Genomic DNA, 26,156 nt, shown 5'->3' on the forward strand with positions numbered 1-26,156 from the left:
GGACAAGCCGGTGGAAGGTGCCTTTTTTATGAACCTTACGCAGAGCCTGTCAAACGTTCCCACAGACCTGGTTTTGGCTTGATTTGTACGAGTCGAATAGATGATAAAGGGATGTAATCCAACGAACCATCTGCTTCTTCCAACAAAATCCCGGTTGGGCTGTAGTCGTACAGTTTGCCTTCCACATGAGGAGCTAGCCCGGGACCAATCATACCCGGGGCAAAGTGAATGCGAACCGAGCGATCCAGAAATTCCTCCAAAATTTCCTCATCCATTGCACATTCTCCTTTTTCGTTTTCCTTCTCTTCTTCTCATGATATCCAGCTTTGTGACAATTCAGACAAGCAACACAAAAAAAGCACCCTTCCAGTAGAAAGGGTACTTCCATTGATGCAAATTGTTACTCCATGGAGTTGTGGGAATGACCCGATTGCTTGCTTCTGCGAGCAAAGATGAGCATCAGGATGAGGCCGAAGGCGATCAAGCTTAGACTGACCAGCTGAGCAACACGCAAGGTATCGGCAATCAGCAGGCTGTCCGTGCGCATTCCTTCAATGAAGAAGCGTCCGATAGAGTAGAGGATCATGTAGCTGAACAAGATTTGTCCATCGAATTTCTTGAAACGGTACAGCATGAGCATCAAGATCGCGAATACCACTAGGTTCCATAGCGATTCATACAAAAAGGTTGGGTGATAGTACTGACCGCCGATGTACATTTGGTCGCGGATAAATGCCGGAAACTTCGCCATAAACTCTGCAGTGGCGGGGCCTCCATGTGCTTCCTGGTTAATAAAGTTCCCCCAACGGCCAATGGCTTGACCCAAAATGACGCTCGGAATCATCAAGTCAGCCAGCTTCAGGAACGGCAGGTTGTGTTTGCGAATATACCAAGCCCCAGCCAAAACACCGCCGATCAGACCTCCGTGAATGGCGAGACCGCCCTTCCAAACAGCGAAAATGTCCATCAGGTTGTTCTTATATTGATCCCATTCGAAGATCACATAGTAGAGGCGGGCACAAATAATGGCGGCCGGTATGATCAATACGACCATGTTCAGGACGTGATCAGCGTCAATACCTGAACGTTTGGAGTTGTACCGGGCGAGATAAGTGCCTAGGAAAAATGCGAGTCCCATAATAATGCCGTACCAGTGGATCTTTAAGGGCCCGAGTGCAATTGCGATCGGATCAATCATGAATCTTCCTCCTTGCCTCTAAACGTCTCAGGACAGTATAGCATAAACTGAAGCAAGGATTCAAAAGTCACGATTACTTCCTCTGCAAAAACGAAAGAATGGCATCCAGTGATGCTCGGTGGGAAGGGGAGCTCACTGCAGCAAAGAGATCTCCCTGCGCTTGCAGTCGATCCGGCACGCTATGCACGGTAAAATGAGTCGGATGAATATGGGGTACCTCGTTCCACGATAAGGGTGTGGAAACGGTAGCATGCTCTCTGGCACGTGTAGAATACGGTGCAGGTAACGTTTTGCCTCGCCAATGCTGCAAGAAGTCGATGTACAATTTCGTTCCCCGATTTTTGATCAATCTTTCAATCGTGATCAACTTTGGATGTTTATTCACCAGATAGGAAGCGACAAACTGTCCCACTTCCCGCGTTTGTTCAAACGAGTAGCCAAGCTCGATAGGAACGTAGATTTGCAGCCCGCTCGCTCCTGAGGTTTTTACTGTGGAGGGCAAATGCAGCTCATCCAGCAGTTCTTTTAAGAGCATGGCTGTTTCGATGACGACAGAGAAGTCATCTGTCGAAGGATCTAAATCAAATACGAGCTCGGTAGGAATCTCATCCTGTGCGAGATGAAAAGAAACGTGCCATTCCAATGCTGCTTTGTTGGCCATCCAGATGAGAGTTGCTTGATCGTTGCACAGTACGTAACGGGTATTCTCCCAGAGACTGGTCTGAATCCAGAGTGGGGAATACTCGGGAGCGTTCTTTTGATAAAAATGCTTGTCATGGATCCCGTGTGGATAGCGTATGACCGTCAACAGCCTGTCCTTCGCATAGGTGAGAAGAGGAGAAGATACCAGCAATAAATACCGGATGTAGTCAAGCTTGGTCACATTTGCTTCGGGCCATAACGGTTTGTATGGATTGGTGATGGTCATGGTGTGGCCTTCTAGAGTAAGTTCGTACTCTTTGGTTGCTGCAGGCAAACGGACACCTTCTTCCCAGACATACTTTGCCCCTACTTTCTCCACCCGCCAGTTCCTTATGCGAGGAAATGGCTCCCTGCATACTTTCGGAGGATTTTATCCATAATACGGTTATCTTACCAGTGGTTGGTGAAGAGATGAAGTTCCCTAATAGAAACAAGCCAAAAGATTTGATCGAGACGATTGACACCTGCAGTCTGATGGAATTGGAGGGCATCCCCCTCTTACCGCGGCTTGATGAGAATGTTGTTTTTTTAAAGCGGCTGTTTTCCGATTGCTCTGATTTTGTTCTACGAGAGTTTCAAATGAAAAACAGTGTCCGGGCCATCGCGGTTTTTGTGGATGGATTGATTGATACCAAAGAAGTAAATCAGGCGTTAAAGTCGTTAATGATCTTGGAAGATGGCGACGAAGATATCGAAGTGATCGAGGAAGCCCTTTTGCCCGTCTCGCAAATAGCTCGAGTCGATGATTACAAAAAGCTATTGCAGGCTGTCCTATCCGGCGATACGGGCATACTCGTGGAAGGAAACGAAGAGGGACTCACCCTGGGAATCCGCGGGGCGGAAAAACGCTCGGTAAACGAACCGGAGGGCGAGGCCGTTGTCCGCGGCCCCCGCGAAGGCTTTATCGAAAACATCCGCACAAATACATCGATGCTGCGCCGAAAGCTGAAAACGCCACGACTGAAAATGAAGTCATTAGTGGTTGGACGAGAGACAAACACCAACATTGTGGTTTCCTTCTTGGAGGGAATTGCGGATCCCCAAGTCGTGAAAGAAGTGTCCCAGCGAATCAGCAATATCGATATGGATGCCGTATTGGAAAGCGGCTATATCGAAGAGTTGATCCAGGACAATGCGTACTCCCCTTTCCCACAGGTGATGTATTCCGAGCGTCCGGACACGATAGCTGGGGCTTTGCTTGAGGGGCGCGTAGCCATTTTCGTGGACGGAACTCCAATGGTGTTGATCGTCCCTGCAACCTTCTGGATGATGATGCAAGCGAGTGAAGACTATTTCGAACGTTCCATAATGACGACCCTGGTCCGATTGTTGCGCTTTCTGTTCTTGGTACTCGCGCTGGTTACCCCTGCCTTCTATGTGGCGATTACCACGTTTCATCAACAGATGCTGCCAACGACTCTATTGCTTAGCGTTGCCGCTGCCCGTGAGTCGATTCCTTTTCCGGCCATTGTGGAGGCACTGATAATGGAAATCTCCTTTGAAGCGTTGCGGGAAGCAGGGATCCGCCTGCCCAAGACCGTGGGCCAAGCTGTCAGTATTCTGGGAGCGCTGGTTGTTGGCCAGGCAGCCGTACAGGCAGGGATCGTCTCTGCGCCGATGGTTATTGTCGTTTCTCTTACAGGGATTGCCTCATTTACCATCCCTCATTTCAACGCTTCCATCTCGATCAGGATCCTACGCTTTCCATTGATGATAGCCGCTTCGATACTCGGGATCTACGGGATCCTGGTCGGGGTCCTGGTCATGCTGGGTCATATGGCAAACCTTCGTTCCTTTGGCGTACCGTATCTCTCACCAATCGCGCCGATGTCGATTGGAGATTTAAAAGACATTTTCATAAGGGTTCCCTGGTCCATGATGGAAAAGCGCCCGAGCTTTTTGGGCGTGGAAAATGCAAGGAGAATGGACGATGGCTTTGCTAACGAAGTCCAGCAAAAAGGAGGGCAGGCGGGGACATCAGGCAACAGCAATTCGAACGAGGAGGGAAAAGCGTGAGCCATGTTGCCCGATTTTTCGTGTTGCTGCTCTGTATGCTTGCGATATCAGGTTGCTGGGATCGTCGTGAAGTGAATGACATGGCGATCGTCATCGCTATGGGCATGGACAAGGAACCGGATGGGATGTATCGCCTATCAGTACAGGTTCCATTGGTAAGCAGCCTGGGCGCTCAGTCAGGCGGTGGAGGAGGAACGAGTGGTAACAAGAGTTTCTACGTGGATTCCGCTGTAGGCAAAACAATCAGAGATGCCAATAGTGTCATTCAGTCGAGGATGTCTCGCAGTATTTATTACTCGCACCATCGGATGATCGTTATTGGTGAACGATTGGCCGAGGAAGGCTTGAGTGATGCATTGGACATCGTTGCCCGTTTTCCAGAAAATCGATTGACGGCTTATCTCGTCATGAGCAAAGGCAAAGCGATCGATCTATTAACGGTACAACCGCAATTTGAGCGGTTTTCTGGTGAAGCCATGCGAGAACTAATCAAGATGGAAGCGATCCCGGTTTCGCTCAAGGACGTTTCCCAAATGTTGAACACACCGGGTGTGGATGCCTTTCTTCCGGTTCTTTCAGCTGTGGATTCTCACCCCAAAGGAAAATCGAAAGAAATACAATTCACGGGGATTGCTATGTTTCGAAAAGACAAGATTGTTGCGGTCTCGAAAGTCGAACAGATCAGTGGGCTGCGGTGGTTTCAACGTACGTTTATTCCGTTTTCTATCGCCTTGCCGCTAAACAACAAGGAGCGGCTCACCTTTGAGTTCACGAAAGGGAAAACAGATCTCAAGCCTGTTATTCGGAATGGCCAAATTCAATTCGAGATTACCGCATACGTTACGGCTGTTGTCATCGAGAACATGACAAACCTGGACTTGGAAGAGGAAAAGAATATGGTCTTGCTGCAAAACAAGCTTTCCCAAGAAATCAACAGCAGCATAAAAAAGACGTTAGATCTGATGCAAAAAAAACGCTCCGATCCGATTGGCTTGGGAATCATGCTGGCGCGCCATTATCCTCGCGAATGGCGGGAAACGTATCGGAACAACTGGAACGAGGTGCTTCCGGATCTAACTTTCCAGATTCGTTCCAAAGTGAACGTAGCTAGCATCGGTCAGACAACGAAGAATATAACGAAGGAAGAGCACGATGAATAGATTGTTCTTATTCTCGTTTGGACTGATGTTGATCATCTCCCTGATCGAGTTCATTATCAGCAGCAAAAAAATGGAAGGGAAACAAAAGAGAGTGATTTCCATCCTTTACGTGCTTACGGTCGTATTCATGATCGCTCTGCAGTTTCAGTACAATCAGATGGTGCCGACCGGTTACCTGCTCAATTATCTCTCGCCCCGTGTGAAAATATGGATTGATCAGATGCTGTAGAGGAGGACGAATCATGATTCACAAGCAAGTCATCAATCATCGGCAAATTGCATGGCTGGTCGGAAGCGTCCTGATGACGGGCATGATGATCAGCTTTCTTAGGTCGGTGGTCCAGTTGGCAAGAATGGACGCATGGTTTTCTCAAGTGATACCTGTCGGTTATGCCATCTTGGTGGCGTATGTGCTTGCGGAATTAACCCGCGTCTTCCCTGGAAAAAACCTCTTTGAAATCTTGTTTATCGTCTGTGGGAAGTGGGTGGGTGGAGCCCTCAACCTGGTCATTCTGTTTTATATCTGGATCATCTTGGCACTCGATATAAAAGGAGCATCCGATTTTCTCCACATATCACTGCTGCCACATACGCCATTGGAAATCATTTTGCTCGTCTTTGTTCTGCTGATGATGTACTACGGGCGGACTAGCCTGGAAGTAGCGGCTCGGGTAAATGAAATATATTTTCCCGCTTATTTTTTGTGTAACTTACTGCTTTATTTCTTGTTGGTCAACGAGTACAGTCTCGAACGTTTGGAACCCATCTTGAGCAACAGTTTGGGGAGGATCGCAGTTAGTAATCTCCTGCCTTTAGGTTTATATGGAGACATTTTGTTATTCGGAGCTTTCCTGCATGCAGTCGCGCAACCTCGCCTGTTTTTTGCGGCAATGAAGCATGGGGTCCTCATTGTCGGCTTTTCCGCCACGATGATCCTGCTCATCCTTCTCGGGGTCATGGGTTATACCATTGCCAGTCGGTTGAATTTTCCTGTTTATATTCTTGTGCAGCAAATTCATGTGACCGATTTTCTGGACAGGGTGGAGATGATCGTATTCAGCTTGTGGTTCCCGGCTTTCACCATAAAGGTGATCGTGGCATATTTGGCATTTTTGGTTGGCATAGGATCATTTGGCGGGCAGCAGCATTACAATGCCTTTAATGCCCCGTGCGGTTGGTTCATGGTGGTGACATCCATGTTGGCCTTTCCGAATGTGGCGGATATCGATCAATTTATCAGTTACAGCTTGCCGGTCATCGTATTGGTGATTCAAGTACCGTTGCTTGTGTTCTTGTTCGTGATGGCACGAATCAGAGGAAAACGCGACACCAATGTCGGAATTCCAGAAGGAACCAAATTATATCGCTTTTATAAAAGCGCTGTGAGGACTGGCTATTTATCGCTGCTCGGTTGTGTGCTTACGGTCGTTATCAGCGACATGTTTGTGGATAAATCACCATGGTGGGGGGGATTAGCGTCGATAGGTTTCATCTTTTGTTTTTTTCTGGCGCTGGTGGCGAGCTATTTGGAGATGCAAGCATTGAACCATGGCAAGCAAAAGATCGCGAAATCCACGGGACCAGGGGCGTTCCGGCAATAGGGGGAGGGTAATGATGAAGCCGATCATTCCGATGGAACCGATAAGCTGTGACATTCTTCCTCGTGGCGACGAATGGGCCGCACAAGTCAAGTGGGATGGTGTTCGAGTTCTAACTTACTATGATAGTCGTGAGGTCCAACTCTTTAACAGGAGATTAAATGAACGTACTTTCCATTTTCCGGAGGTTACTGATCTCTCCTCTTACTGTAATGCCCACTCGGTTATTTTAGATGGTGAAGTGATTGCTCTCGGATCAGATGGCAAGCCCTCTTTTTACGAAGTGATGCGGAGAGATGGTCTGCGACGGTTGGAAAAAGTTCCGCAGATTCAAAAAGCAGTTCCCATCACCTACATGATCTTTGACGTTCTCTATTTGAATGGTCAATGGATAACTTCTTACCCGCTAAAGGAACGGCAGCAAATACTTAACTCGATAATCACTCCTAATAACCACGTTCAACTCGTTGAGAATTTTAATAACGCTGAAGCCTTGTACCAAGTCATTCAAACCCAGGGAATGGAAGGGGTATTAATTAAAGACCTTACTAGTAGTTACTTGATAAACGGAAAAGATCAGCGATGGAGGAAGAAAAAATTTTATCGGGATATTATTGCTGTGGTCGGTGGGGTTACCATAAGAAATAATATAGTAAATTCACTCCTCCTCGGACTCTTTGATAAGCACGAACATCTATGGTATATCGGACATGCAGGGACCGGACGTTTGACGCAAGCGGATTGGCGGAACCTGACGGAACGAGTAAAACCACTCGTCACAGAGCACAAGCCCTTTGCGAATTTGCCCCCGCGAACGGTAGATACCTGGTGGCTAAAGCCTGAGCTTACGGTCAAAATTGTCTATGCGGAATGGAAAGAGGGACATTCCTTGCGACAGCCGAGCATCCAAGGATTTGTAGACATTCCTGCAGAACAATGCACGCTTGAACCACAAGAGAAAAGGGAATAAAGAAGCCCAATGCGAGTCGTGCACTGGGCTTTACTAATTACTCAATTACTTAAAGGATGCATATTCTTCATCGGCCATTACGACGCTACCATTGATCGCGCTTGCTTCCGGCAAAGAAAGCAGATAAACCGAGTCTGCGATTTGTTCGTTTGATCTGCTAAAGATGGAGTGAGTAGTGGAGAGATGAGAAGAATGGGAATTATAAGAAACATTTTATTTGATTAAGTATTGTTATTCGGGTTATACTTACTCTAATCATTTACTTAGGTCATTCTCGAGAGTGAGCCATCTTCATGCGCTAGAAAAATGGGCTATATCTGGTTGAGTAACTTCCGCTTTAGTGGTACGTCCACCACACCTTCAAGCCGGAATGTATTCTCTGATATAGCCCTTCCTTATTTATTTCACTTTCATTAATACATTTTTAATTGATCTACAATTATCTTGATGATTATAATTGCTTTAGTAATTATTTTATAGGCATGATTTCGGTCACGTCTAGGGAAAGAAGGAATTGTCTTGCCGTTTCTTCGATTTAAAGGCTTTGAAAAAGAATGGTTACAAAATGCTTCTCCCGTAATCATTGATGAATTTGCTCGCATAGCAGAGGTAGCAAAGGAAAAAGTGAAAATTGAACTGCTGCTTGTCGAACAAATCACAAATAGTCCGCTCTCCGTAGAAATTATGATGTTTGAGCGCGAACAAGAAAAGCACGATGCGATCGCCCGTATGATTCATGAGATTCTTAAACCACATGGCTTTGAGAATACCCATATCTTTTTTATCTTGCTTTCCCCTTCTCTCTATTATAAAGAGGGATTGCCATTGCAGACAAAATCTATGCGCTAAGTCAAAAAAGGTCGAATTCCTTTCAGTAGGAACCGACCTTTTTTGTTTTGGGACAGATGTAGCAATAGGCAAATGTTTACGTAATCAAATGCATGGTAAGGAGAAAAAACGTGATGACACTGACACGTATTGCAACAAAGCCTCGGTTCGTACCTTGGCTCATACTATTGTAGGCAAATTCATTGCTAGTGGGATGTAATTACTGGGCGGTCGAAAACAATCGGAATCAAAATACGATTCAAACCATTCCCCGCTATTCTGGTGAAAAGAGCAAGGTCATCCCCTTTGTATACACGGCAAAAAAAGAACTGACCTTTACCTTCAACGGGATGGGGGATGAAGCGACGATGACGCGATTGAGAGCTTAAAGCGCAAAGGCTTTACCTTTGTAAAAATGGCGGACTTGATAAAAGAATAGCAGTTTTGGCCTATCTAACTGTATGGAATTGTCACTAGCTCTTTGCTTTCTATTGGGAGTAGTATTAAAGACTGTATATGTAAATGAATCGATGTATGAATGTCGTGTAATAAGGGGTAGAAAGATGCAGACAGGTATAGAAAAAAGAAGTAACCACTTCTTCTTTAAAATGATCCCAGTGGTCATGGTGCTTTTCTTGTTGACAGGCTGTGTCCCTCTTCGTGGCGAGGAACAAATAGTTGGGTACCGTACACAAGAATCCAAAACTACGCAAAAAGTCATCCGCTATACCGGAGAAAAAAGCAAGGCCATCCCCTTCGTGTCCACAACCAAACGAGAGCTGTCTCTTACCTTTAACGGGATGGCAGACAGCGAGACGATGAAGAAGCTTTTGGATGAATTGGACAAGTATCATCTAAAGGCTACTTTCTTTTTACCCGGGATGAGAGTAGCAGAGGAACCAAATTTGGCAAAAGAAATCGCCTCCCGCGGGCACGAAATCGAGAACAACACGTTGAATCAGCTCGATCTGACCAAGCTCAGTTACGATCAGATCTATTCGGAAATCAAACTGAGTAAGGATGTTATTCAAAAGGAAACGGGAATAGTTCCACGTTACGTCCGAACAAAAGCAGGCACCTACTCCGACGATATCCGACTGGCGGCAGCCCAAAACGGACAAGATGCCGTCATTTCCTATAGCCTCTTTCTGCATAACTGGGAAAACGAAACAGACGCACAAAAAATACATTATGTACGAAAATATATCAATCGAGGCGGCGTCATTACAATAGACACCGAAGAGAGTAAGCAGCTCGTTGAAAATGTTTCTCTCCTTGCAAAGGCTGCTGCCGATGTAGGCTATCAATTCGTCCCCTTGCATGACCTGATTGCAGGAGGGAAAGAGAGAAAACCACTTCAAGAAATCGATGGCTATGACGCGGCTGTCATCCATGCAAATGACAGTCAGGCGACCTATCACTACGTCATGAAAGAAGAGACGGGGAAAAAACAAATTGCCTTGTCCTTTGACGATTGGGGTACGGACTATACGATCACGCGAATATTGGACACCCTCGACAAGTATAGCGTCAAGGCATCGTTCTTTTTGAGAGCGGACGGTGTGGAAAAGAACCCGAATCTAGCAAGGGCGATCGCAGAAGCTGGACATGACGTGGCGAACCACACGTATTCGCACCCGGTTGTTACAAAAATCACCCAGATACAGCTGCAAGAAGAAATCGTCAAAGCTCACCAGATTATCACTGAAGCGATCCAGCAAAAGCCTACGATGTATTTCCGCCCTCCGACTGGGGTATTTGATGAAAGCACGCTAAAGGCGATCGGTGCGACTGGCTACCATAGCATTACGAATTTTGATGTAGATCCGTCAGACTATATCAAAAGCAAGACGGCTGACGAGATTGTAAATGCCATCCTGGAGCAGACACACAGTGGGAGCGTCATTCTCCTGCATATGCTGGACGATACGCACACGGTAGAGGCGTTGCCAATTGTCATAGAAAAGCTAAGAAGCAGAGGCTACACCTTTGTGAAGATGACAGAAATGTTTGGTCCATAATCGACAAATAGAGAGGAAGAACAACATGAATCTATATGAAGCGATTGTAGATCAGCAAGAAAAAATCGCGGTCATCGGACTGGGGTATGTGGGTTTGCCTGTAGCTGTCGCCTTGTCGAAAAAGGCCTCAGTCATCGGCTTTGATGTGAATCGCCAAAAGGTGGAAGACTACCTCAACGGAATATGTGTGGATGGAAGCATCGAGGAAGAACGTCTACGTGCGTGCACGATCGACTTTACGAACGATGAGACGAGATTGAAGGAAGCGCGGTTTTTCATTATTGCTGTTCCGACCCCTATCAAAAGCGGTAATGTGCCAGATCTCCATTATGTACAGGCTGCGACCCGAACTGTGGCCAAGCAGATGCCAAAAGGCTCCGTAGTCGTTTTTGAATCGACGGTCTATCCCGGTGTGACCGAGGAAGTGTGCATCCCGATTCTGGAAAGCGAGTCCGGACTGCGATGCGGAACGGATTTCAAGGTAGGATATTCGCCGGAGCGCATCAATCCGGGGGATCAGGTACACCGGTTTGAAACGATTATCAAGATCGTTTCCGGGATCGATGACGAAACGTTAGAGACGGTAGCTCGGGTCTACGGTCTGGCAGTGGAAGCGGGCGTCTACCGAGCGGAGAGTATCAAAGTAGCAGAAGCAGCCAAAGTCATTGAAAATGCTCAACGTGATATCAATATTGCATTTATGAACGAACTCGCGATGCTGTTTCACCAGATGGGGATCAACACCAAGGCAGTGCTGCAAGCAGCCAGCACGAAATGGAATTTTCTTAAATTCACGCCTGGTCTAGTAGGTGGACATTGCATCGGAATCGATCCTTACTACTTGACGTACAAGGCAGAGGATAGTGGATACCGTTCGAAAATCATCCTTGCGGGACGTCACATCAATGATGGAATGGGGAAATACATCGCGGAGCAAATCATTAAGTCAGTCGTGCGTTTAAAGCTGGACGTCAAGAACGTCAAGATCGGAATCCTTGGCTTGGCTTACAAGGAAAATTGCACCGACATTCGCAATACAAAAGTAACGGATATCATTCACGAACTACACGAATATGGAATGGTTCCTCTCATTGTGGATCCCTTGGTTGATTCTCGACAAGCGTTCGAGGAATACCAAATCGAGCTCTCTTCGCAGGAGGCGCTCAAAGATTTGGACGTGGTAGTCGTAGCGGTTCCACATGCATCCTTTGCACAGATGAGCGTCGAAGATTTTGAGGTCATGTACGGCAGCGAAAAGACGAAAATTATGATCGACGTCAAAGGCATCTACGACAAAGCCGATTTCGAGAACAAAGGATACCATTACTGGAGCTTGTAAGATGGAATGGGGAGAGCGACAGTGTTTTTTAAAAAGAAAAAGCAGAAAGTGGAAGAAGTACTGACTGTCTCCCGAGCAGATCGACGCCTTTTATCAAACGTACCTGATCCGGAAAGGCTACGTACCCAAGTGGATCGCAGAGGTCACGTGTCGGATACCAATGAGGCTGACCCGGAATACTTGGACAAGATTCGGATGCTCAGCTTGAGATACATGGCCAATTTTGATGTTTTAATCTATCCCCGCAAGCAACAGAGAAAAAATGCGCTGAAGGGACGAGCAGTCGACATTTCTTCCACGGGAATATTGGTGGAGCTTGGCCCAGCCTCGACAGATCGCATATTCGTAGGGAAAAAGGTCTACCTTCATTGCGACATCCCACCGGGTACGATGCCGGAAGGATTTGAATCTACGGTAAAAATGGATGGAACGGTAGTCAGGACGTTTCGCGAGGAGCAGGATGGTCAGGAGAAGCTGATGGTAGCCTTTGAATTCGCCAAACCTCTTACGGAGTACTTCCAAAAAAAGAGATGGGGCTATGCCATTTACACATCGAGCGCGATGCTGCTTGTAGCGGCCATATTTATCATACTCATGCGGGCAGAAAGCATTATTTACTTCAAGTACAATATCCTCTTGTACCTGTATAGTCTCATTGCTGCAGCTTTTTTGCTGACGCGCTATTTTTTCGGTGCGCTCTATCGGGATGTTCCGATCAATCCAGACTATACACCAGGCGTGTCCATCATTATCCCCTGCTTCAATGAAGAGGAATGGATTCACCGGACGATTCTGAGCTGTGTGAATCAAAACTACCCGATCGACAAACTGGAAGTCATCGTGGTAGATGACCGTTCAACGGACAAATCAGTGGAACAGATCGAGAAAGTCATCCAGATGATTCATAATGAAGCGGAGCGTTTCATGACCAAAGAACGGGTACGGATGTTTGTGCTTCCCGAAAATGGAGGGAAGCGGGTCGCTCTCGTGAAAGGTGTGGAAATGGCCATGCATGACTTAGTCGTGTTCGTAGACTCTGACAGCTTTCTGGAGCCGACCGCTATCAGACATCTGGTTCAACCGTTTCAAGATCCCAAAATGGGCGGCGTAGCAGGACGGACGGACGTGGAGAATAAGTTTACGAACTCCATCACGAAATTGCAAACGGTTCGTTATTATATCGCTTTTCGTATTATGAAGGCGGCCGAAGCATGGTTTGACAGTGTCACTTGTCTGTCAGGGCCGCTGTCATGTTACCGAAAAGATCTGGTGATCAAACATTCCGAGGCTTGGCTCACACAAAAATTTCTCGGACAGCCGGCTACATTTGGTGATGACCGAAGCATGACCAACTTCATATTGAAAACGCATCGGACATCTTATCAAGACTCGGCGATATGCTCTACCATCGTGCCTTCAAACATGGGAGTGTTCCTCAAGCAGCAGATGCGCTGGAAGCGATCATGGCTGCGAGAATCGCTGCGAGCCAGTACCTTCATTTGGAAAAAGGAACCATTCATGGCGCTGTTCTTTTATATTGGACTCATAGTCCCGATTGCAGCACCCGTTATCGTTTTGTACAACCTCGGGTACGTACCGCTCGTCCATCACGTGTTTCCTGGCACATTCCTGATGGGGTTGTTCCTGATGGCGTCGCTCATGAGTCTGGCTCACTTGTTGTATCGCAAGAGTAGGCTTTGGGTTTTCGGTATGGTTTTTTGCGTGTTCTATGAGTTCGTTTTGCTATGGCAGATGCCAGTCGCATGGGTGACTTTCTGGAAATCCACATGGGGAACGAGGGAAACTCCGCAAGATATTGAGGCAAGGAAGAAAAAAGAAGCCCGCAAACAAAAGAACAAAAAGGGGTTCGGGTTGCCTTTTTAAAGGACACCAGTAGAGTTCATGAGTGAGGGTGGCAGATATGATGAAGGAAAAACGCGATTCCGCTCTGGATTATCAAAAGAAAAATCGCAGAAAAAAGATTCGTGCCGTAGGGCAATTTGCGATCTTGTTGTTCGTGGGCATTTTACTGTATCTAGCCGTATTTGATACGAAGCGGTACGAAGAAGCAGACCTGTCTCAATGGCAGAATGAAAAAGGCTTCATTGCTCTTTCTTATTTTGGGGTGGGTCGCTCCGGTACACCTAAGCTGATTGCAAAGGAACACTTAGACGAACAGCTGCAGGCGCTACAACAGCAAGGGTATGTGACGATCTCACAGCAGGACATTCTTGATTTTTATAAAAAACAAAAGCCTCTTCCAGAAAAGGCTTTGTTCCTGGCCTTTGAGGATGGACGCAACGACTCCCATTTGTTTGCCCAACCGCTCTTGGAAAAGTACAATTACAAGGCAACCGCATTGACGTACGCCAATAAAATGGGCAACAGTGACAATAAATTCCTACAGCCTAAGGACCTGCTGCGCATGCAGGAAAATGGCTTCTGGGAAATGGGAACGAACGGCTATCGACTCACATACATCAATATTTTCGATCAAGATGGGCGCTTTATTGGAGTGAAGGACGAAAATGAGCTGCCCACGAAAAATCATGTGGAGTATTACAATCATTATTTGATGGATTTCATCCGTGATCACAACATGATCCCTGTGGAAGACAGGGCGCAGATGGAAGCTCGAATCACTCATGACTACAAAGAGATGAATCAAATTTACACCAACTCACTAGGGTTCGTACCGAACGTTTATATGATCATGCATGCCAATACGCTCTACCAAGGGATGAATCGACTCGTTTCCAATGTGAATGATGCCAACATCCGTCAAATGTTTGCGATGCATTTCAATCGGGAAGGAAATGCGTTCAATTCCAGCCAGGATAGTCTGTACGACCTGTCGAGGGTCCAGCCTGCTCCGTATTGGTACACGAACCATCTGCTGATGAAAATTCAAAAAGATACTCAACAGAAGATGAAATTCGTGCAAGGCGACGAACAGCACGCGGAACAGTGGGACCGTTTGAGTGGCGCGGAAGAGTTCAAGGAAAACAAAATCGTGCTGACCTCCCCTCCAGGGGAAAACGGCATGCTGTACTTACGAGATAGTGAAAAAAGCCAGGATGTAAAGGTGTCTGCGAAACTGGAAGGGAATGTCGTCGGTAAGCAATCCATTTACCTGCGCTATGATCGCCAAAAAGATTCTTTCGTGCGATTGACCTTGCACGACAATGAATTGACGATTGAGCAGAAAAAGGCAGGCAGTGCCATCACTGAGTTGTCCACCACGAAATTAAGTGAGGTCCAGTGGCAGCCTGAGGATCTGGCCTACGACAAGGCGGCGGTCTACAGTAAAGCCCAGACTGAGGCAGGGGCACCAAAGGAAGAGGAAGGCTATCCGATCAACATTCAAAATTCACGACAGATGGATATCGTCGTCCGAGGGGATCAACTGACTGTGTCTGTGGACGAGCAGATGATGATCGACAAGAAGAGAATTGATGGCACCCTTGACAAGGGCGGTGTGGCACTGGAATCTGAATACAGCAAGCAAAACAAGAAGGATGACATTTATGATGCTGTGTTTACCGATGTAAACGTGATTGCCGTAGCAAACAAATCCTCTGCTCAAGAAAACGTACTCTACCGAAATTCTTACACGGGCTTTGAAAAAGTTGTCAACTTTATCAAAAAAGCGATCTCTGCCACGATAGACTGGGTCATCGAAACGTTCTGATCAGGAAGAAAAGGGGATACGAGGTAGGTGACAATGAAGAAGCAGATGAGAAAACATGTGGTAGTCCTGACCGTTTGCCTGAGCGTTTCTGGTGCATGCCTAACGGGATGCGGGAATGACAGAAGTGCTCCCGATTCGATGAAAACCGTAGCAGCGGCGGAGCAGCCATTGAAGAAAACAGCATGGGTGGTCGACTGGCAGTGGAAGGCTGGCTCCGAGGATTTGCAGGGAATGACGAATGGATTGACGAGTGTCCAAATGTTTGCGGCGTATTTCGATGAGTCAGATAACCTGTTCTTTACCGAAGCTTTCAAAAAAGGGTTGCCGAAAGTACAGGAGATATCCCGGAAAAGCAGCTTGGTTCACGTGGATTTGACTATCGTCAACGATCAGATACGAAAAGACGGCTCCGATATTCAAAAAGACCCGACCATTGTCACGAGATTGATGGCTACAAAAGAGAGCCGCACCAAGCACGTCGATCAAATCATGGAGGCCGTATCTACGTATCAGTTCCATGGTGTGGAAATTGATTACGAGCGCATACATGAAAAAGATTGGAACAACGTGCTCGCATTTATCGAGGAGTTGTATCAGCGACTCCAGGAGCAGGATAAAACGCTTCGCATTGTGCTTGAGCCGCGCACGCCATTCGAGAGTCTCTCGTTACCTAAAGGACCCGTTTATGTCATGATGGCGTACAATTTGTTTGGCACACAGACCGGTCCAGGACCAAAGGCAGATCGGTCCTTTATTACCGAGCTTGCGAACCGAATGAAAAAAGTACCGGGAGAGAAGGTAATCGCCCTCTCAGCTGGCGGATTTGATTGGTCCGAATCCGGTGATGTTACAGCCGTTACGGAAGAGCAGGCCGCTGAGCTCGCGAAGTCCAGCCTGGAAATGCCCAGACGGGATAATGCGAGTGGCAGCATACACTTTCAGTATGTAGATGAAAAAAATCAAAAGCATACGGTTTGGTATGCAGATGGGACGACGTTGCAGACGTGGGCAAATGTCATTTCCGTCGAAGGGTTTCACAACATCGCCTTGTGGCGGCTGGGAGATTTGGGTAGAGAAAGCGTCCGCTTCATGAACAAGTGATAATCGTATGGATAAAACCAGACCGAAGAGGACTGCTCTTCGGTCTTTTTGATCGTCCATCATTTCTGTTCAATAATATAGACTTTCGGTAAACAGACACTTCACGCAGGTTCGAGCGAGCGTAGACTCTTGAAATTGGTGTGCACAGCTTTGCTGCAAACTGAGGAGCTGATGATGATGCTCCTGGATGGATTCCTGAAGTCGCCTGATTTCTTCCCGCAATCGGATGGCTTCATCCATGTGCAGTTCCCTCCTTCGTTCCTAATACTACGTATAAAGGCGGCTTCCTTGTTGGCGAAACTCCTCTGCCTTTTCCTTCATGCCTTCCTCCCGTGCGGTATCTGCACTCACTTGCTTTTCGTGTGCATACGCCCGAATGTCCTGTGTAATTTTCATGCTGCAAAATTTGGGTCCGCACATGGAGCAGAAATGAGCGGATTTGGCCCCTTCTGCAGGCAACGTCTCATCGTGGTACTCCCGTGCGCGTTCTGGATCAAGTGACAAGTTAAATTGATCGACCCAACGGAATTCAAATCGCGCTTTGGACAAAGCATCGTCCCGTTCCTTGGCACGAGGGTGGCCCTTTGCCAGATCAGCGGCGTGCGCGGCTATCTTATAGGCGATCAAACCGTTACGCACGTCTTCCTTGTTCGGTAAGCCGAGATGCTCTTTCGGAGTCACGTAGCAGAGCATGGCTGTTCCAAACCATCCGATCATGGCGGCACCGATAGCTGAAGTGATGTGGTCATAACCAGGTGCAATATCTGTCGTCAGCGGACCTAGTGTATAGAAAGGTGCCTCGTGGCAGATGGTAAGCTGCTTCTCCATGTTCTCCTTGATCTGGTGCATCGGGACGTGGCCGGGTCCCTCTATCATGACTTGGACATCGTGTTTCCAAGCGATTTTCGTCAACTCGCCCAGCGTCTCCAGTTCAGCAAATTGTGCTTCGTCGTTTGCATCCGCGATGGAACCGGGCCTTAGACCATCCCCTAAAGACACGGAGATGTCATACGCTTTTAGAATTTCACAAATCTCTTCAAAATGTGTGTACAGGAAATTTTCCTCATGATGAGCGAGGCACCAAGCAGCGTGGATGGAGCCACCTCGAGAGACGATCCCTGTGACCCTTTTGGCGGTCAGTGGGATGTATCGTAACAGGACACCAGCATGAATGGTGAAGTAGTCCACGCCTTGCTCCGCTTGCTCAATCAGCGTGTCGCGATAGATCTCCCAAGTCAAGTCCTCTGCTTTGCCGTTTACTTTCTCCAACGCTTGGTAGATGGGGACAGTACCGATGGGGACTGGGCTGTTTCGGATGATCCATTCACGGGTAGTGTGAATGTGCGAACCTGTGGACAGATCCATAATGGTATCAGCCCCCCAGCGTACGGACCACATCATTTTTTCCACTTCCTCCCCAATCGAAGAGGTTACAGCGGACGTGCCGATATTTGCATTCACCTTGACATGGAAGTGACGGCCAATGATCATGGGCTCGCTCTCAGGGTGATTGATGTTGACAGGAATGATCGCTCGGCCGCGGGCGATCTCTTCTCGCACGAACTCGGGATCGACACCTTCTCGGAGCGCGACGAACTCCATTTCAGGTGTCACCATTCCTCGTCTCGCATAGGAGAGCTGAGTGACAGCCAGCCCTTGTTTGGATCGTAGGGGCTGGTGTCCTTCTCGAGGAAAGGTAGGAACCGGATTCTGAGGGTTTTCTTTTCTCCCTCCGTTGTCCCGTGGCTGAACCGGTCGTCCTTCGTATGCTTCCGTATCCTGACGAGCCGCAATCCATTGGGAACGCAAAAGAGGCAGCCCGCGCTGAATGTCGGGCATGTAGCCCTCGAATGTGTACTCTCCACTGGTGTCGTAGACGCGGAGAGGGGGATTAGGGACAGTGCCCGTCAGTCCTTCGGAAGGATGTAGCGAAATTTCTCTCATGGGAACACGGATGTCTGGGCTGCTGCCGATCGTGTAGACTTTTCGGCTTCCAGGAAAAGATTCGACTGGGGTCAAGGAAAACGGGGAGTTACTGGATGATGTGGACATAATAAAACCTCCTTGGTCATGGTTGCACGTTGCGTGAACCTTGCGGTGGGAGGCGAAAGAATCCCCGCGCCACGAAAAAGCGCCGCATGGGAGCATGCGACGCCAGACGCGAGAGAAGAAAAGATACGGGTATCCTATAGATACGTGGTATCTGATCGTGTCGTATATGACAATTCCTCCGCTGGCATTACCCAGTTCAGGTTCAACGGTCGATGGCAAGGTAGCCATCCTCTCAGCCTGGTTTCTCCCAAGCTCCCGTGCTGTTTTATTTTGGATTGCATGATTAGCATACAGGCATCCAATTCCATTTTCAAGTAAAAGTTTGGGAAGAAGGATTGCGCTCACGCAACATAGTTTCCTTTCCCCTATAGTCATGAATCGTTCTAAAACTGTTTCTGTAGACCCACACGAAATGGGTCTGATACGATGAAGTTCGGAAATAGAGCACGTATCTTTTTCAGTCCTGTCCCCTATGGAGACAACCGAGATTGTAGAGGTGATGATGTATGGATGTGTATTCCAATTTAAAACAAGGGGAACGTGGAGCGTGGGTGAGCATATTCGCCTACATTTTTTGTTCGGCTTTAAAAATTACGATTGCGATTTTGGCAGGATCCGAAGCCTTGATGGCGGACGGTTTGAATAACTCCACAGACGTTGTGGCCTCCGTTGCGGTCTTGGTTGGCTTGCGTATCTCCCGCAAACCACCTGATCAAGACCATCCTTACGGTCATTTTCGAGCAGAGACCATTTCCGCACTCGTAGCTTCTTTTATTATGTTGTTTGTTGGGATTCAGGTTGTCACAGATGCTATCCCGGCTCTTTTTGATCCCAACCATACGGCGCCGAATATGCTGGCAGGTTGGACGGCACTTTTTACGTCCGTCATCATGTTCTTTGTGTATCGTTACAACCGGGCGCTGGCACAGAGAACGAACAGTCAGGCGCTGATGGCAGCAGCCGTAGACAATCGCTCAGACGCACTGGTGAGCATTGGTACGTTTGTGGGGGTAGCAGGCGCACAATTTCACTTGGATTGGCTCGACCCATTGGCGGCTTTTGTTGTCGGCCTCATCATCCTGAAGACGGCGTGGAGCATCTTCCGCGAATCAACGCATCGATTGACCGATGGCTTCGATCAAGACTTACTCGAACAGCTGCGTGGCACGATCTCGGCAATTCCCGGTGTGGAAGAGATCAGTGATATTAAAGCGCGATATCTCGGCAGCAGCGTGCTTGTGGATGTCGTCGTTCATGTAAATCCAGACCTGAACGTAGTGGAGAGCCACACGATTACGGAAAAGATCGAAGACCGTATGAGAAAAGTCCACAAAATCAACACAGTCCACATCCACATTGAACCCATTCACAAATGGGCACCAAAAATATGACAAAAACCTGTCTTAGTGCGGACAGGTTTTTTGTTGATTGTATGGATTTCACACGGTGGTTTTCTTTCGGCGCAATGTTTTTGTGGTGGCCCCAGGAGTAGAGGCGCCTGCTGCCTGTTGGACAGGCGCTGCTTCTTTGGCAGATGAGGTAGCCTGTTTACGGGCTGGCTTTTTCTTAGCAGGCTCTGGAGTTGGCTCTGACTCGATCTTGACGGGGACAGCGCCGTTGCCACCAGTCGCTTCGAGGCTTTCCTTGAGTGCTTGCATGAGATCGATGACATTCGTACGCGGTACGGCGGGAGAGGTGGCAATTTCTTGACCCTCCAGCTTTTTTTCGATCATGGCTTGAAGCTCTGAACGGTATTCATCTGTATATTTGCTCGGATCAAACGGAATGGTCATGTTGTTGATGAGTTCCGTCGCCATCTTCAGCTCATTTTCCGCCAGTGTAACGTTCGAATCAGGAAGGGCAGGGACTTGATTCACCGGTCGGACTTCGTCAGGATAGAAAATGGTTTCCAGCATGATGCAATGGTCGTACAAGCGCACAACGGCCAGACTTTGACGATTGCGCATCGTTACCTGTGCCACGGCGATTTTGCCGGTCTCCTCCATAGCAGCACGCAGCAGAGAATACGCCTTATCGCCTGTTTCTTGGGGGGAGAGAAAGTAGCTTTTGTCAAAGTAGATGGGGTCGATGTCTTTCAGATCCACGAAATCGAGAATTTCGATGGCTCTCCGTGTATCTGGTGTGATTGCCTCCAGATCAGAGTCTTCGATGATGACAAAATGCCCTTTTTCGTATTCATAACCACGAACGATCTCGCTAGCCTCAAGCTCGCGTTGGCAGTGGGGACACATCTTGGTGTATTTGATGGGTGTGTGACATTCTTTGTGCAATTGGCGAAAACGGATGTCGCGTTCTTCCGTAGCGGTGAACATTTTGACAGGGATATTCACGAGTCCAAAGCTGATGGAGCCTTTCCACACTGTATGCATGACATTCCTCCAGTCTGCGCCTCATGTGAGTAGTATTTGCTATCTATGTCAGGTGCGCGAAGGAAAATGCAGGTGTAACAAGCGCATATAGAAAGCCAGCCGAATGTGTGGGTTCGGCTGGCCTTTACGTTCTTATTGTCCGTGTTTGATGATGTCTGATTGATCGGCTTCGGATTGCATCTGTCTTGCTTGCTCCGCGCCTTCACCGGTGCGATCCGCAATGGATTGGGCTTCGGATGCTTGTAGCTTTTGCTTGGATGGTTGTTTTTCGGCCAAGATAGCTCACTCCTTTTCGACGCAGGGTTCGGTGGATGGAGGTACATCCTATGTTGTATCGTGCCCGAACATAAAAAAAATACCCCATCGCCACAAGACGACGAGGCAGCTGTTCAACTCCTCCCGCGTGGGGAGAAATGGCACGGAATGCTCCTATCAGACACGCCGTGCGCTTAAGTGAACCGCCTTTCAATTATGGGAGAGGAGAAACCGGAGGAAGAGCTTATGGGGAAACGTAAGTCTTCTCCGCGGTTGTCAGCGACAACGTTGCGTCGCTATCCATAAGCTTTTCCCATTTGTTTGCCAAGTATACCTATTCGAGAGCATAAAATTACCACTAGCAATTTTACGCGTTCCTAGCAGTTGTGATAGTATGAAATCATTCTTGGTCTTCTTACAACAAGAACAACTACATAAACAAAAATGACAGGTGAAAATGTATGCGGGTCATCTCAGGTGAACACAAAGGACGTAGGTTGGCAGCCGTTCCTGGTAAAGGAACTCGCCCTACGACTGACAAAGTGAAAGAATCGATTTTTAACATGATTGGTCCGTATTTTGACGGCGGGTGGGCGTTAGACCTGTATGCCGGCACGGGCGGTTTAGGGATTGAAGCCTTGAGCAGGGGAGTAGATCGTTCCGTTTTTGTGGAACGCGATGCTAGGGCGTTTGCTGTCGTAAAGCAAAACCTTGAGACATGCAGACTGGAAGGAAGTGCGGATCTGTACCGGATGGATGCCGATCGGGCGATTCGTACATTGGCAACGCGAAAACAAGCGTTTGATCTTGTTTTTCTGGATCCACCGTATGCACAGCAAAAAATTGCCGAAGAAATCCGGCTGTTGCAAGAGCTGGATCTCTTGGCAGACGGAGCCTGGATCGTCGCCGAACACGATGTTGATGTAAAACTGCCGGAAGAGATTGGCGATTGTGTACAGGATCGTGCTTCGACTTACGGGGATACGGCTGTCACGTTGTACTATTTTGATCGTGAATCCCAGGAGGAAATATCGGACATAGGATCAGACGAAGTAACGCAGTCCGAGGAAGGATGATGAGCCATGACCATCGCGGTTTGTTCAGGAAGTTTTGATCCCGTTACGTACGGCCATCTCGATATCATTGCGAGAGGGTCAAAGGTGTTCGACAAGGTGATCGTTGCCGTTTTGATCAATGCAAAGAAAAACTCCTTGTTTAGTGTGGATGAACGTGTGGAGCTTTTGCGGGAAGTGACGGCGGATATGGGCAATGTGGAAGTGGACTCGTTTGACGGTCTCTTGATTGATTACATGAAAAAGCGCAATGCCCAGGTGATTATCCGGGGATTGCGCGCTGTTTCTGATTTCGAATATGAAATGCAGGTTGCTTCTATTAACAAGAAGCTGAATGAAGATGTAGAAACGTTTTTTATGATGACGAACAATCAATACTCTTACCTGAGCTCCAGCATCGTGAAGGAAGTAGCCAGTTACAAGGCGAGCGTGAAGGATCTGGTGCCACCTGCCGTTGAGCAGGCGCTGATTGCCAAGTTGAACCGGTAGCTATTAACGAGTATGGCTTGGACGTAAACGGCGAATCAAGACACTCGTCAAAAGCAATAAGGCGGTCAATCCTAAAACCAGCAGGCTGGAATGCCAGAACGTCTCCCACCAACTGAATACAAGCATGCCTGAAGAGGTAGGTAAAAAGACAGGTAAGGTTTTTTCCGAGAGCCATGCACTTGAGCTGAGTGGACCCCAGAGCACAAAAGTCAGTACGGCTGCTACAAATGCGTGCGCTGAACGTGCGATTATATACGGAGCGACCCGAATATCCGTGTCACTCAAAATGCTCGCGACTTGGGCATGTACACTCAGTCCACCCCAAGAGAGAATCGCACTCGCGATGGCAGCCTTCCATACCATGGAGACACCATCGGGTACGACGCTGGCTGCTTGGGCTCCTAGTGTCACTTCAAACAATCCAGCGACAATCGCATGAGAAAAGGCTGGCGGAAATCCAAACGGCACGAGGAAAATGGACAAGAACGTGCTGATGATTTGCGTGAGATGAATCGCTGCAAACAACTGGATCAACACCGAGAAGACAATGATAAACCCGCCGATCATGAACAGAGTGTTCAAGGCAGATTGGACAGCATCTCCCATGAGCTTTCCAAAAGGACGCGCATCACGCACTCGCGCTCGATGCATGGCCTGGAGGGCTCTCAGTGGCAAGGGCAGGTGTGTCTTCTCCAAAGGCTTGCTGACTGTGGCAAAAGGCGCATGGAACCGGTAGATCAATCCCATGATCACAGCAGAGAGATAGTGGGTAAGAGCAAGTATGACTCCCATCTGTTCACTGTGAAAAAAACCAATGGCTACTGCACCCATGACGAACAACGGGTCACCTGTGGTCGTGAAGGAAACGAGACGTTCTCCCTCTGCCTGGGTCACATTTCCTTGTTGTCTCAAGCGCGTCGTCAGTTTGGCAGCGACAGGGTAACCGGACGAAAAACCCATTGCGAGAACAAATCCTCCCGTACCGGGAACGTTAAATAGCGGGCGCATCAGCGGTTCCAGTAAGACACCGACAAAGTGAACGACGCCGAGACCCATCAAAATCTCTGAGAGGACGATAAATGGTAGCGTGGATGGAAACACCACTTCCCACCATATTTTCAATCCGCGGACTGCTGCCTCAAACGAGATTTGCGAATAGGCCACCAGCGTAAATACGAGGGCTATCGTCGAAAAGGCGAACAACAGGGTAAAAATCGGAGAGTGGCGTGACATGGAATCCTCCTGAACCGACAACGAGATAGTACATGTCTACGTAACGAGTCGGCAAACTATGCTCGGGCATCCAACTTCAAGTATGAAAGGATCGTCGATTCCCTACATACGCTTGATACAGGGGGAATGTGATCATGTCAGCGAAACGCAAACCGGTGGTAGGGGTAGCCCTCGGATCAGGTGGAGCTCGGGGTTTTGCTCATATCGGCGTACTCAAGGCACTGGAGTCACATGGGATTAAAGTGGATATGCTAGCAGGCAGCAGTATGGGCAGTTTGATCGCGGCTGTCTATGCAAACGGTATTGAACCCCACATGATGGGAAAACTGGCGCAAAATCTAAAGCGCAAGCATTGGCTCGATTTGACCGTACCCAGTCTTGGCTTTGTTTCTGGTGAAAAAATCAAACAATTGATTCGACTTCTCACGCATGGCAAACGAATCGAGGAGTTGAACAAACCGCTTGCGATTGTAGCGACGGATATTGAAAGTGGAGAACGAGTAGTTTTTCGTGAGGGACCGATTGATCAGGCTGTGCGAGCCAGCATCTCGATTCCCGGTATTTTTGTTCCGGAGAAGGTAGGGAACCGTCTGCTCGTCGACGGCGGAGTGATTGATCGAGTACCTGTGACCGTCATCCGTGAAATGGGCGCTGATATCGTGATTGCAGTCGACGTCGCGCAGGTGGATACGCCGATGAAAGTCTCGACCATTTTTGATGTCATTGCGCAAACCATTGATGTGATGGAACGGGAAATATTGAAACACAGGATCCTGTCTGCTGATCTCGTAATCCGACCGGATGTTGGACATTATAGCAGTATTGCATATAGCGGAGTCGAAGAAATAATCGAACTAGGTGAGCGTGCTGGGAAAGAACAAGTGCAGCGCATTCACGAATTGATCGAGAATTGGGAGGCAGTAGAATGAGTGAGGATCGGCTAAACTCCAATCAGAGAAGAGCGAAGGGTACCAAAGGCGTAAGCTGGGTACTAGCTCTAGCTTCAGTCGCGCTGGGCCTTTCCTTTTTTATCCCTACGAATTATTACATCACCCGGCCAGGTTCAGCCATTGAGCTGGCTCCGATGATTGAGGTAGAAGGCGGGAAGAAAGACGAATCCGGTTCCTTTATGCTGACCACTGTCCGCATGGGAGAGGCCAATCTTGCTTGGTATGTCTATGCCAAGGTTTCTCCAGACGCAGAGCTGATGCAAAAAGAACTGGTAGTGAGCCAGGGTGAAAGCAACGAAGACTTTGTCCGGCGAGAGCAGGCGGTCATGGACAATTCGCAGAAGCTCGCGGAGGCAGTAGCATTCCGCCTCGCAGGGTACGATGTGAAAGTAGAGAAGCAGGGTGTCTGGGTCATGGGCACCATCGAGGGCCTTCCTGCGAAAAAGGAATTGAAGATCGGGGATGTCATCACGTCTGTTGACGGAGTACCTACTACAGAAGCCAAAGACCTGCTTCAGGTGCTCTCGAAAAAGAAAGCGGGAGACTCTGTAACGATTACATATTCGAGAGATGGACAAGAAGCAAAAACGATGTTAACCTTGGTACCACTGCCTGAATCTAAGTCGGTCGGAATCGGTGTGCGCCCGGATAACAAGCAAAATATTGTGATCCCCAAAAAGGTGAATATCGCATCCAATGGAATCGGAGGTCCATCTGCTGGGTTGATGATGACGTTGGAGATTTTCGACCAATTAAAAACAGATACAGATTTGACAAAGGGCTACAAAATCGCAGGGACGGGTACCATCTCGTTAGACGGTACAGTAGGTCGCATCGGTGGAATCAATCACAAGGTCGTAGCGGCGGACAAGGCAGGTGCAGACATCTTTTTTGCCCCGCAGGATACACCCGGAGCTGATTCCAATTATGAAGAGGCTTTAGCGACTGCAAAGCGCATTGGGACCAAGATGCGTGTCGTGCCGGTCAAGACCGTGAAAGATGCGGTTACGTATCTAAATGAGCAGCCGAAGAAACCTTCCTGACGATATAAGCTGTCAAGGGAAAATGGTTGACAAAGCTTTGGGCAGGG

The 26,156-nt window shown here is 48.1% G+C and carries 25 protein-coding genes, 1 pseudogene and 1 riboswitch; of the genes and pseudogenes, 17 read left to right on the top strand and 9 right to left on the bottom strand.

Going from position 1 to position 26,156, the window contains the following annotated elements; translation table 11 throughout:
* Window positions 1-35: 35 nt before the first annotated feature.
* From AN963_RS23130 to ligD, 3 genes are all read right to left on the bottom strand, one after another.
* Window positions 36-275 (bottom strand): hypothetical protein, encoded by a 240-nt coding sequence (locus tag AN963_RS23130; RefSeq protein WP_055746905.1) that lies wholly within the window; start codon window positions 273-275, stop codon window positions 36-38.
* Between the two features lie 125 nt (window positions 276-400).
* Window positions 401-1,198, bottom strand: coding sequence for a prolipoprotein diacylglyceryl transferase (lgt, locus tag AN963_RS23135; RefSeq protein WP_055746906.1), 798 nt, complete (start codon window positions 1,196-1,198; stop codon window positions 401-403).
* A gap of 73 nt (window positions 1,199-1,271) precedes the next feature.
* Window positions 1,272-2,174: a non-homologous end-joining DNA ligase gene (ligD, locus tag AN963_RS23140; RefSeq protein WP_152985739.1), complete on the bottom strand. Its 903-nt coding sequence runs from the start codon at window positions 2,172-2,174 to the stop codon at window positions 1,272-1,274.
* A gap of 137 nt (window positions 2,175-2,311) precedes the next feature.
* Here ligD and AN963_RS23145 point away from each other — a divergent pair, with 137 nt between their 5' ends.
* The 5 genes from AN963_RS23145 to AN963_RS23165 are packed head-to-tail and all read left to right on the top strand — an operon-like array spanning window position 2,312 to window position 7,644.
* The gene (locus AN963_RS23145) at window positions 2,312-3,916 is read left to right on the top strand and encodes a spore germination protein (protein ID WP_055747839.1); all 1,605 of its coding nucleotides are present in this window, start codon (window positions 2,312-2,314) and stop codon (window positions 3,914-3,916) included.
* Complete coding sequence (locus tag AN963_RS23150; RefSeq protein WP_236708067.1) at window positions 3,913-5,076, top strand: Ger(x)C family spore germination protein; 1,164 nt, start codon at window positions 3,913-3,915, stop codon at window positions 5,074-5,076. Before AN963_RS23145 ends, AN963_RS23150 begins: the two co-directional genes overlap by 4 nt.
* The gene (locus tag AN963_RS23155) at window positions 5,069-5,305 is read left to right on the top strand and encodes a hypothetical protein (RefSeq protein WP_055746907.1); all 237 of its coding nucleotides are present in this window, start codon (window positions 5,069-5,071) and stop codon (window positions 5,303-5,305) included. Before AN963_RS23150 ends, AN963_RS23155 begins: the two co-directional genes overlap by 8 nt.
* Before the next feature lie 13 nt (window positions 5,306-5,318).
* Window positions 5,319-6,677: a GerAB/ArcD/ProY family transporter gene (locus AN963_RS23160; protein ID WP_055746908.1), complete on the top strand. Its 1,359-nt coding sequence runs from the start codon at window positions 5,319-5,321 to the stop codon at window positions 6,675-6,677.
* A gap of 13 nt (window positions 6,678-6,690) precedes the next feature.
* A complete protein-coding gene (locus tag AN963_RS23165) occupies window positions 6,691-7,644 on the top strand; it encodes an ATP-dependent DNA ligase (RefSeq protein WP_055747841.1) in 954 nt (317 codons plus the stop codon).
* A 45-nt stretch (window positions 7,645-7,689) separates the two neighbouring features.
* Here the strand turns inward: AN963_RS23165 and AN963_RS32135 are convergent.
* A pseudogene (locus tag AN963_RS32135) lies at window positions 7,690-7,791 on the bottom strand (SDR family NAD(P)-dependent oxidoreductase); the annotation flags it as partial.
* A gap of 372 nt (window positions 7,792-8,163) precedes the next feature.
* On the opposite strand from AN963_RS32135, the gene AN963_RS23170 reads away from it, so the two are divergent.
* The 7 genes from AN963_RS23170 (at window position 8,164) to AN963_RS23200 (ending at window position 16,624) form a co-directional block, all read left to right on the top strand.
* Window positions 8,164-8,493 (top strand): DUF1904 family protein, encoded by a 330-nt coding sequence (locus tag AN963_RS23170; protein ID WP_055746909.1) that lies wholly within the window; start codon window positions 8,164-8,166, stop codon window positions 8,491-8,493.
* 182 nt (window positions 8,494-8,675) lie between these two features.
* Window positions 8,676-8,861 carry a hypothetical protein gene (locus AN963_RS32140; RefSeq protein WP_055746910.1) on the top strand — a complete coding sequence of 62 codons (186 nt, stop codon included), beginning with the start codon at window positions 8,676-8,678 and terminating at the stop codon, window positions 8,859-8,861.
* A gap of 174 nt (window positions 8,862-9,035) precedes the next feature.
* Entirely contained in the window at window positions 9,036-10,493 is a 1,458-nt protein-coding gene (locus tag AN963_RS23180; protein WP_055746911.1) for a polysaccharide deacetylase family protein, read from the top strand.
* Between the two features lie 25 nt (window positions 10,494-10,518).
* On the top strand, window positions 10,519-11,832 hold the full coding sequence (locus AN963_RS23185; protein ID WP_055746912.1) for a nucleotide sugar dehydrogenase: 1,314 nt from the start codon (window positions 10,519-10,521) through the stop codon (window positions 11,830-11,832).
* Window positions 11,833-11,838: 6 nt separating this feature from the next.
* Window positions 11,839-13,716: a glycosyltransferase gene (locus AN963_RS23190; protein ID WP_055746913.1), complete on the top strand. Its 1,878-nt coding sequence runs from the start codon at window positions 11,839-11,841 to the stop codon at window positions 13,714-13,716.
* A 40-nt stretch (window positions 13,717-13,756) separates the two neighbouring features.
* Entirely contained in the window at window positions 13,757-15,523 is a 1,767-nt protein-coding gene (locus AN963_RS23195) for a polysaccharide deacetylase family protein (RefSeq protein ID WP_055746914.1), read from the top strand.
* A 33-nt stretch (window positions 15,524-15,556) separates the two neighbouring features.
* Window positions 15,557-16,624, top strand: coding sequence for a glycosyl hydrolase family 18 protein (locus AN963_RS23200; RefSeq protein WP_236708069.1), 1,068 nt, complete (start codon window positions 15,557-15,559; stop codon window positions 16,622-16,624).
* A gap of 69 nt (window positions 16,625-16,693) precedes the next feature.
* Here the strand turns inward: AN963_RS23200 and AN963_RS31600 are convergent, their stop codons facing one another.
* Both AN963_RS31600 and thiC read right to left on the bottom strand, forming a co-directional pair.
* A complete protein-coding gene (locus AN963_RS31600; RefSeq protein ID WP_169791940.1) occupies window positions 16,694-16,864 on the bottom strand; it encodes a hypothetical protein in 171 nt (56 codons plus the stop codon).
* 27 nt (window positions 16,865-16,891) lie between these two features.
* The gene (thiC, locus tag AN963_RS23205; protein ID WP_152985719.1) at window positions 16,892-18,676 is read right to left on the bottom strand and encodes a phosphomethylpyrimidine synthase ThiC; all 1,785 of its coding nucleotides are present in this window, start codon (window positions 18,674-18,676) and stop codon (window positions 16,892-16,894) included.
* A gap of 157 nt (window positions 18,677-18,833) precedes the next feature.
* Window positions 18,834-18,945: riboswitch (TPP riboswitch) on the bottom strand.
* 237 nt (window positions 18,946-19,182) lie between these two features.
* Between thiC and AN963_RS23210 the strand changes: the two genes are divergently transcribed.
* Window positions 19,183-20,067: a cation diffusion facilitator family transporter gene (locus AN963_RS23210; protein ID WP_055746915.1), complete on the top strand. Its 885-nt coding sequence runs from the start codon at window positions 19,183-19,185 to the stop codon at window positions 20,065-20,067.
* Between the two features lie 48 nt (window positions 20,068-20,115).
* On the opposite strand, the gene ku is transcribed toward AN963_RS23210, so the two are convergent.
* Window positions 20,116-21,066, bottom strand: a complete 951-nt coding sequence (gene ku / locus AN963_RS23215; protein ID WP_055746916.1) for a non-homologous end joining protein Ku — start codon at window positions 21,064-21,066, stop codon at window positions 20,116-20,118.
* Window positions 21,067-21,198: 132 nt separating this feature from the next.
* Entirely contained in the window at window positions 21,199-21,342 is a 144-nt protein-coding gene (locus AN963_RS31605; RefSeq protein WP_169791941.1) for a hypothetical protein, read from the bottom strand.
* Window positions 21,343-21,782: 440 nt separating this feature from the next.
* Here AN963_RS31605 and rsmD point away from each other — a divergent pair, with 440 nt between their 5' ends.
* A complete protein-coding gene (gene rsmD / locus AN963_RS23220; RefSeq protein ID WP_055746917.1) occupies window positions 21,783-22,397 on the top strand; it encodes a 16S rRNA (guanine(966)-N(2))-methyltransferase RsmD in 615 nt (204 codons plus the stop codon).
* Between the two features lie 6 nt (window positions 22,398-22,403).
* Window positions 22,404-22,883, top strand: coding sequence for a pantetheine-phosphate adenylyltransferase (gene coaD / locus AN963_RS23225; RefSeq protein ID WP_055746918.1), 480 nt, complete (start codon window positions 22,404-22,406; stop codon window positions 22,881-22,883).
* Between the two features lie 3 nt (window positions 22,884-22,886).
* Here coaD and ylbJ read toward each other — a convergent pair whose 3' ends face one another.
* A complete protein-coding gene (gene ylbJ, locus AN963_RS23230) occupies window positions 22,887-24,116 on the bottom strand; it encodes a sporulation integral membrane protein YlbJ (protein WP_055746919.1) in 1,230 nt (409 codons plus the stop codon).
* A 134-nt stretch (window positions 24,117-24,250) separates the two neighbouring features.
* Between ylbJ and AN963_RS23235 the strand changes: the two genes are divergently transcribed.
* Together AN963_RS23235 and AN963_RS23240 are read left to right on the top strand one after the other, a co-directional pair.
* Window positions 24,251-25,045, top strand: coding sequence for a patatin-like phospholipase family protein (locus AN963_RS23235; protein ID WP_055746920.1), 795 nt, complete (start codon window positions 24,251-24,253; stop codon window positions 25,043-25,045).
* The gene (locus AN963_RS23240; RefSeq protein ID WP_055746921.1) at window positions 25,042-26,109 is read left to right on the top strand and encodes a SepM family pheromone-processing serine protease; all 1,068 of its coding nucleotides are present in this window, start codon (window positions 25,042-25,044) and stop codon (window positions 26,107-26,109) included. Before AN963_RS23235 ends, AN963_RS23240 begins: the two co-directional genes overlap by 4 nt.
* Window positions 26,110-26,156: the final 47 nt, after the last annotated feature.

This window comes from Brevibacillus choshinensis (assembly GCF_001420695.1).
GTDB lineage: Bacteria > Bacillota > Bacilli > Brevibacillales > Brevibacillaceae > Brevibacillus > Brevibacillus choshinensis.

What these genes read in the sequence shown, in the direction of transcription:
- AN963_RS23180 (WP_055746911.1), top strand. Translation starts at nt 9,036, where the DNA reads ATGCAGACAGGTATAGAAAAAAGAAGTAACCACTTCTTCTTTAAAATG.
- AN963_RS23210 (WP_055746915.1), top strand. Translation starts at nt 19,183, where the DNA reads ATGGATGTGTATTCCAATTTAAAACAAGGGGAACGTGGAGCGTGGGTG.
- AN963_RS23190 (WP_055746913.1), top strand. Translation starts at nt 11,839, where the DNA reads ATGGGGAGAGCGACAGTGTTTTTTAAAAAGAAAAAGCAGAAAGTGGAA.
- AN963_RS23155 (WP_055746907.1), top strand. Translation starts at nt 5,069, where the DNA reads ATGAATAGATTGTTCTTATTCTCGTTTGGACTGATGTTGATCATCTCC.
- AN963_RS23195 (WP_055746914.1), top strand. Translation starts at nt 13,757, where the DNA reads ATGAAGGAAAAACGCGATTCCGCTCTGGATTATCAAAAGAAAAATCGC.
- AN963_RS23130 (WP_055746905.1), bottom strand. Translation starts at nt 275, where the DNA reads ATGGATGAGGAAATTTTGGAGGAATTTCTGGATCGCTCGGTTCGCATT.
- AN963_RS31600 (WP_169791940.1), bottom strand. Translation starts at nt 16,864, where the DNA reads ATGGATGAAGCCATCCGATTGCGGGAAGAAATCAGGCGACTTCAGGAA.
- AN963_RS23185 (WP_055746912.1), top strand. Translation starts at nt 10,519, where the DNA reads ATGAATCTATATGAAGCGATTGTAGATCAGCAAGAAAAAATCGCGGTC.
- thiC (WP_152985719.1), bottom strand. Translation starts at nt 18,676, where the DNA reads ATGTCCACATCATCCAGTAACTCCCCGTTTTCCTTGACCCCAGTCGAA.
- AN963_RS23200 (WP_236708069.1), top strand. Translation starts at nt 15,557, where the DNA reads ATGAAGAAGCAGATGAGAAAACATGTGGTAGTCCTGACCGTTTGCCTG.
- lgt (WP_055746906.1), bottom strand. Translation starts at nt 1,198, where the DNA reads ATGATTGATCCGATCGCAATTGCACTCGGGCCCTTAAAGATCCACTGG.
- coaD (WP_055746918.1), top strand. Translation starts at nt 22,404, where the DNA reads ATGACCATCGCGGTTTGTTCAGGAAGTTTTGATCCCGTTACGTACGGC.
- rsmD (WP_055746917.1), top strand. Translation starts at nt 21,783, where the DNA reads ATGCGGGTCATCTCAGGTGAACACAAAGGACGTAGGTTGGCAGCCGTT.
- AN963_RS23165 (WP_055747841.1), top strand. Translation starts at nt 6,691, where the DNA reads ATGAAGCCGATCATTCCGATGGAACCGATAAGCTGTGACATTCTTCCT.
- AN963_RS23240 (WP_055746921.1), top strand. Translation starts at nt 25,042, where the DNA reads ATGAGTGAGGATCGGCTAAACTCCAATCAGAGAAGAGCGAAGGGTACC.
- AN963_RS23235 (WP_055746920.1), top strand. Translation starts at nt 24,251, where the DNA reads ATGTCAGCGAAACGCAAACCGGTGGTAGGGGTAGCCCTCGGATCAGGT.
- AN963_RS23145 (WP_055747839.1), top strand. Translation starts at nt 2,312, where the DNA reads ATGAAGTTCCCTAATAGAAACAAGCCAAAAGATTTGATCGAGACGATT.
- AN963_RS23160 (WP_055746908.1), top strand. Translation starts at nt 5,319, where the DNA reads ATGATTCACAAGCAAGTCATCAATCATCGGCAAATTGCATGGCTGGTC.
- ku (WP_055746916.1), bottom strand. Translation starts at nt 21,066, where the DNA reads ATGCATACAGTGTGGAAAGGCTCCATCAGCTTTGGACTCGTGAATATC.
- ylbJ (WP_055746919.1), bottom strand. Translation starts at nt 24,116, where the DNA reads ATGTCACGCCACTCTCCGATTTTTACCCTGTTGTTCGCCTTTTCGACG.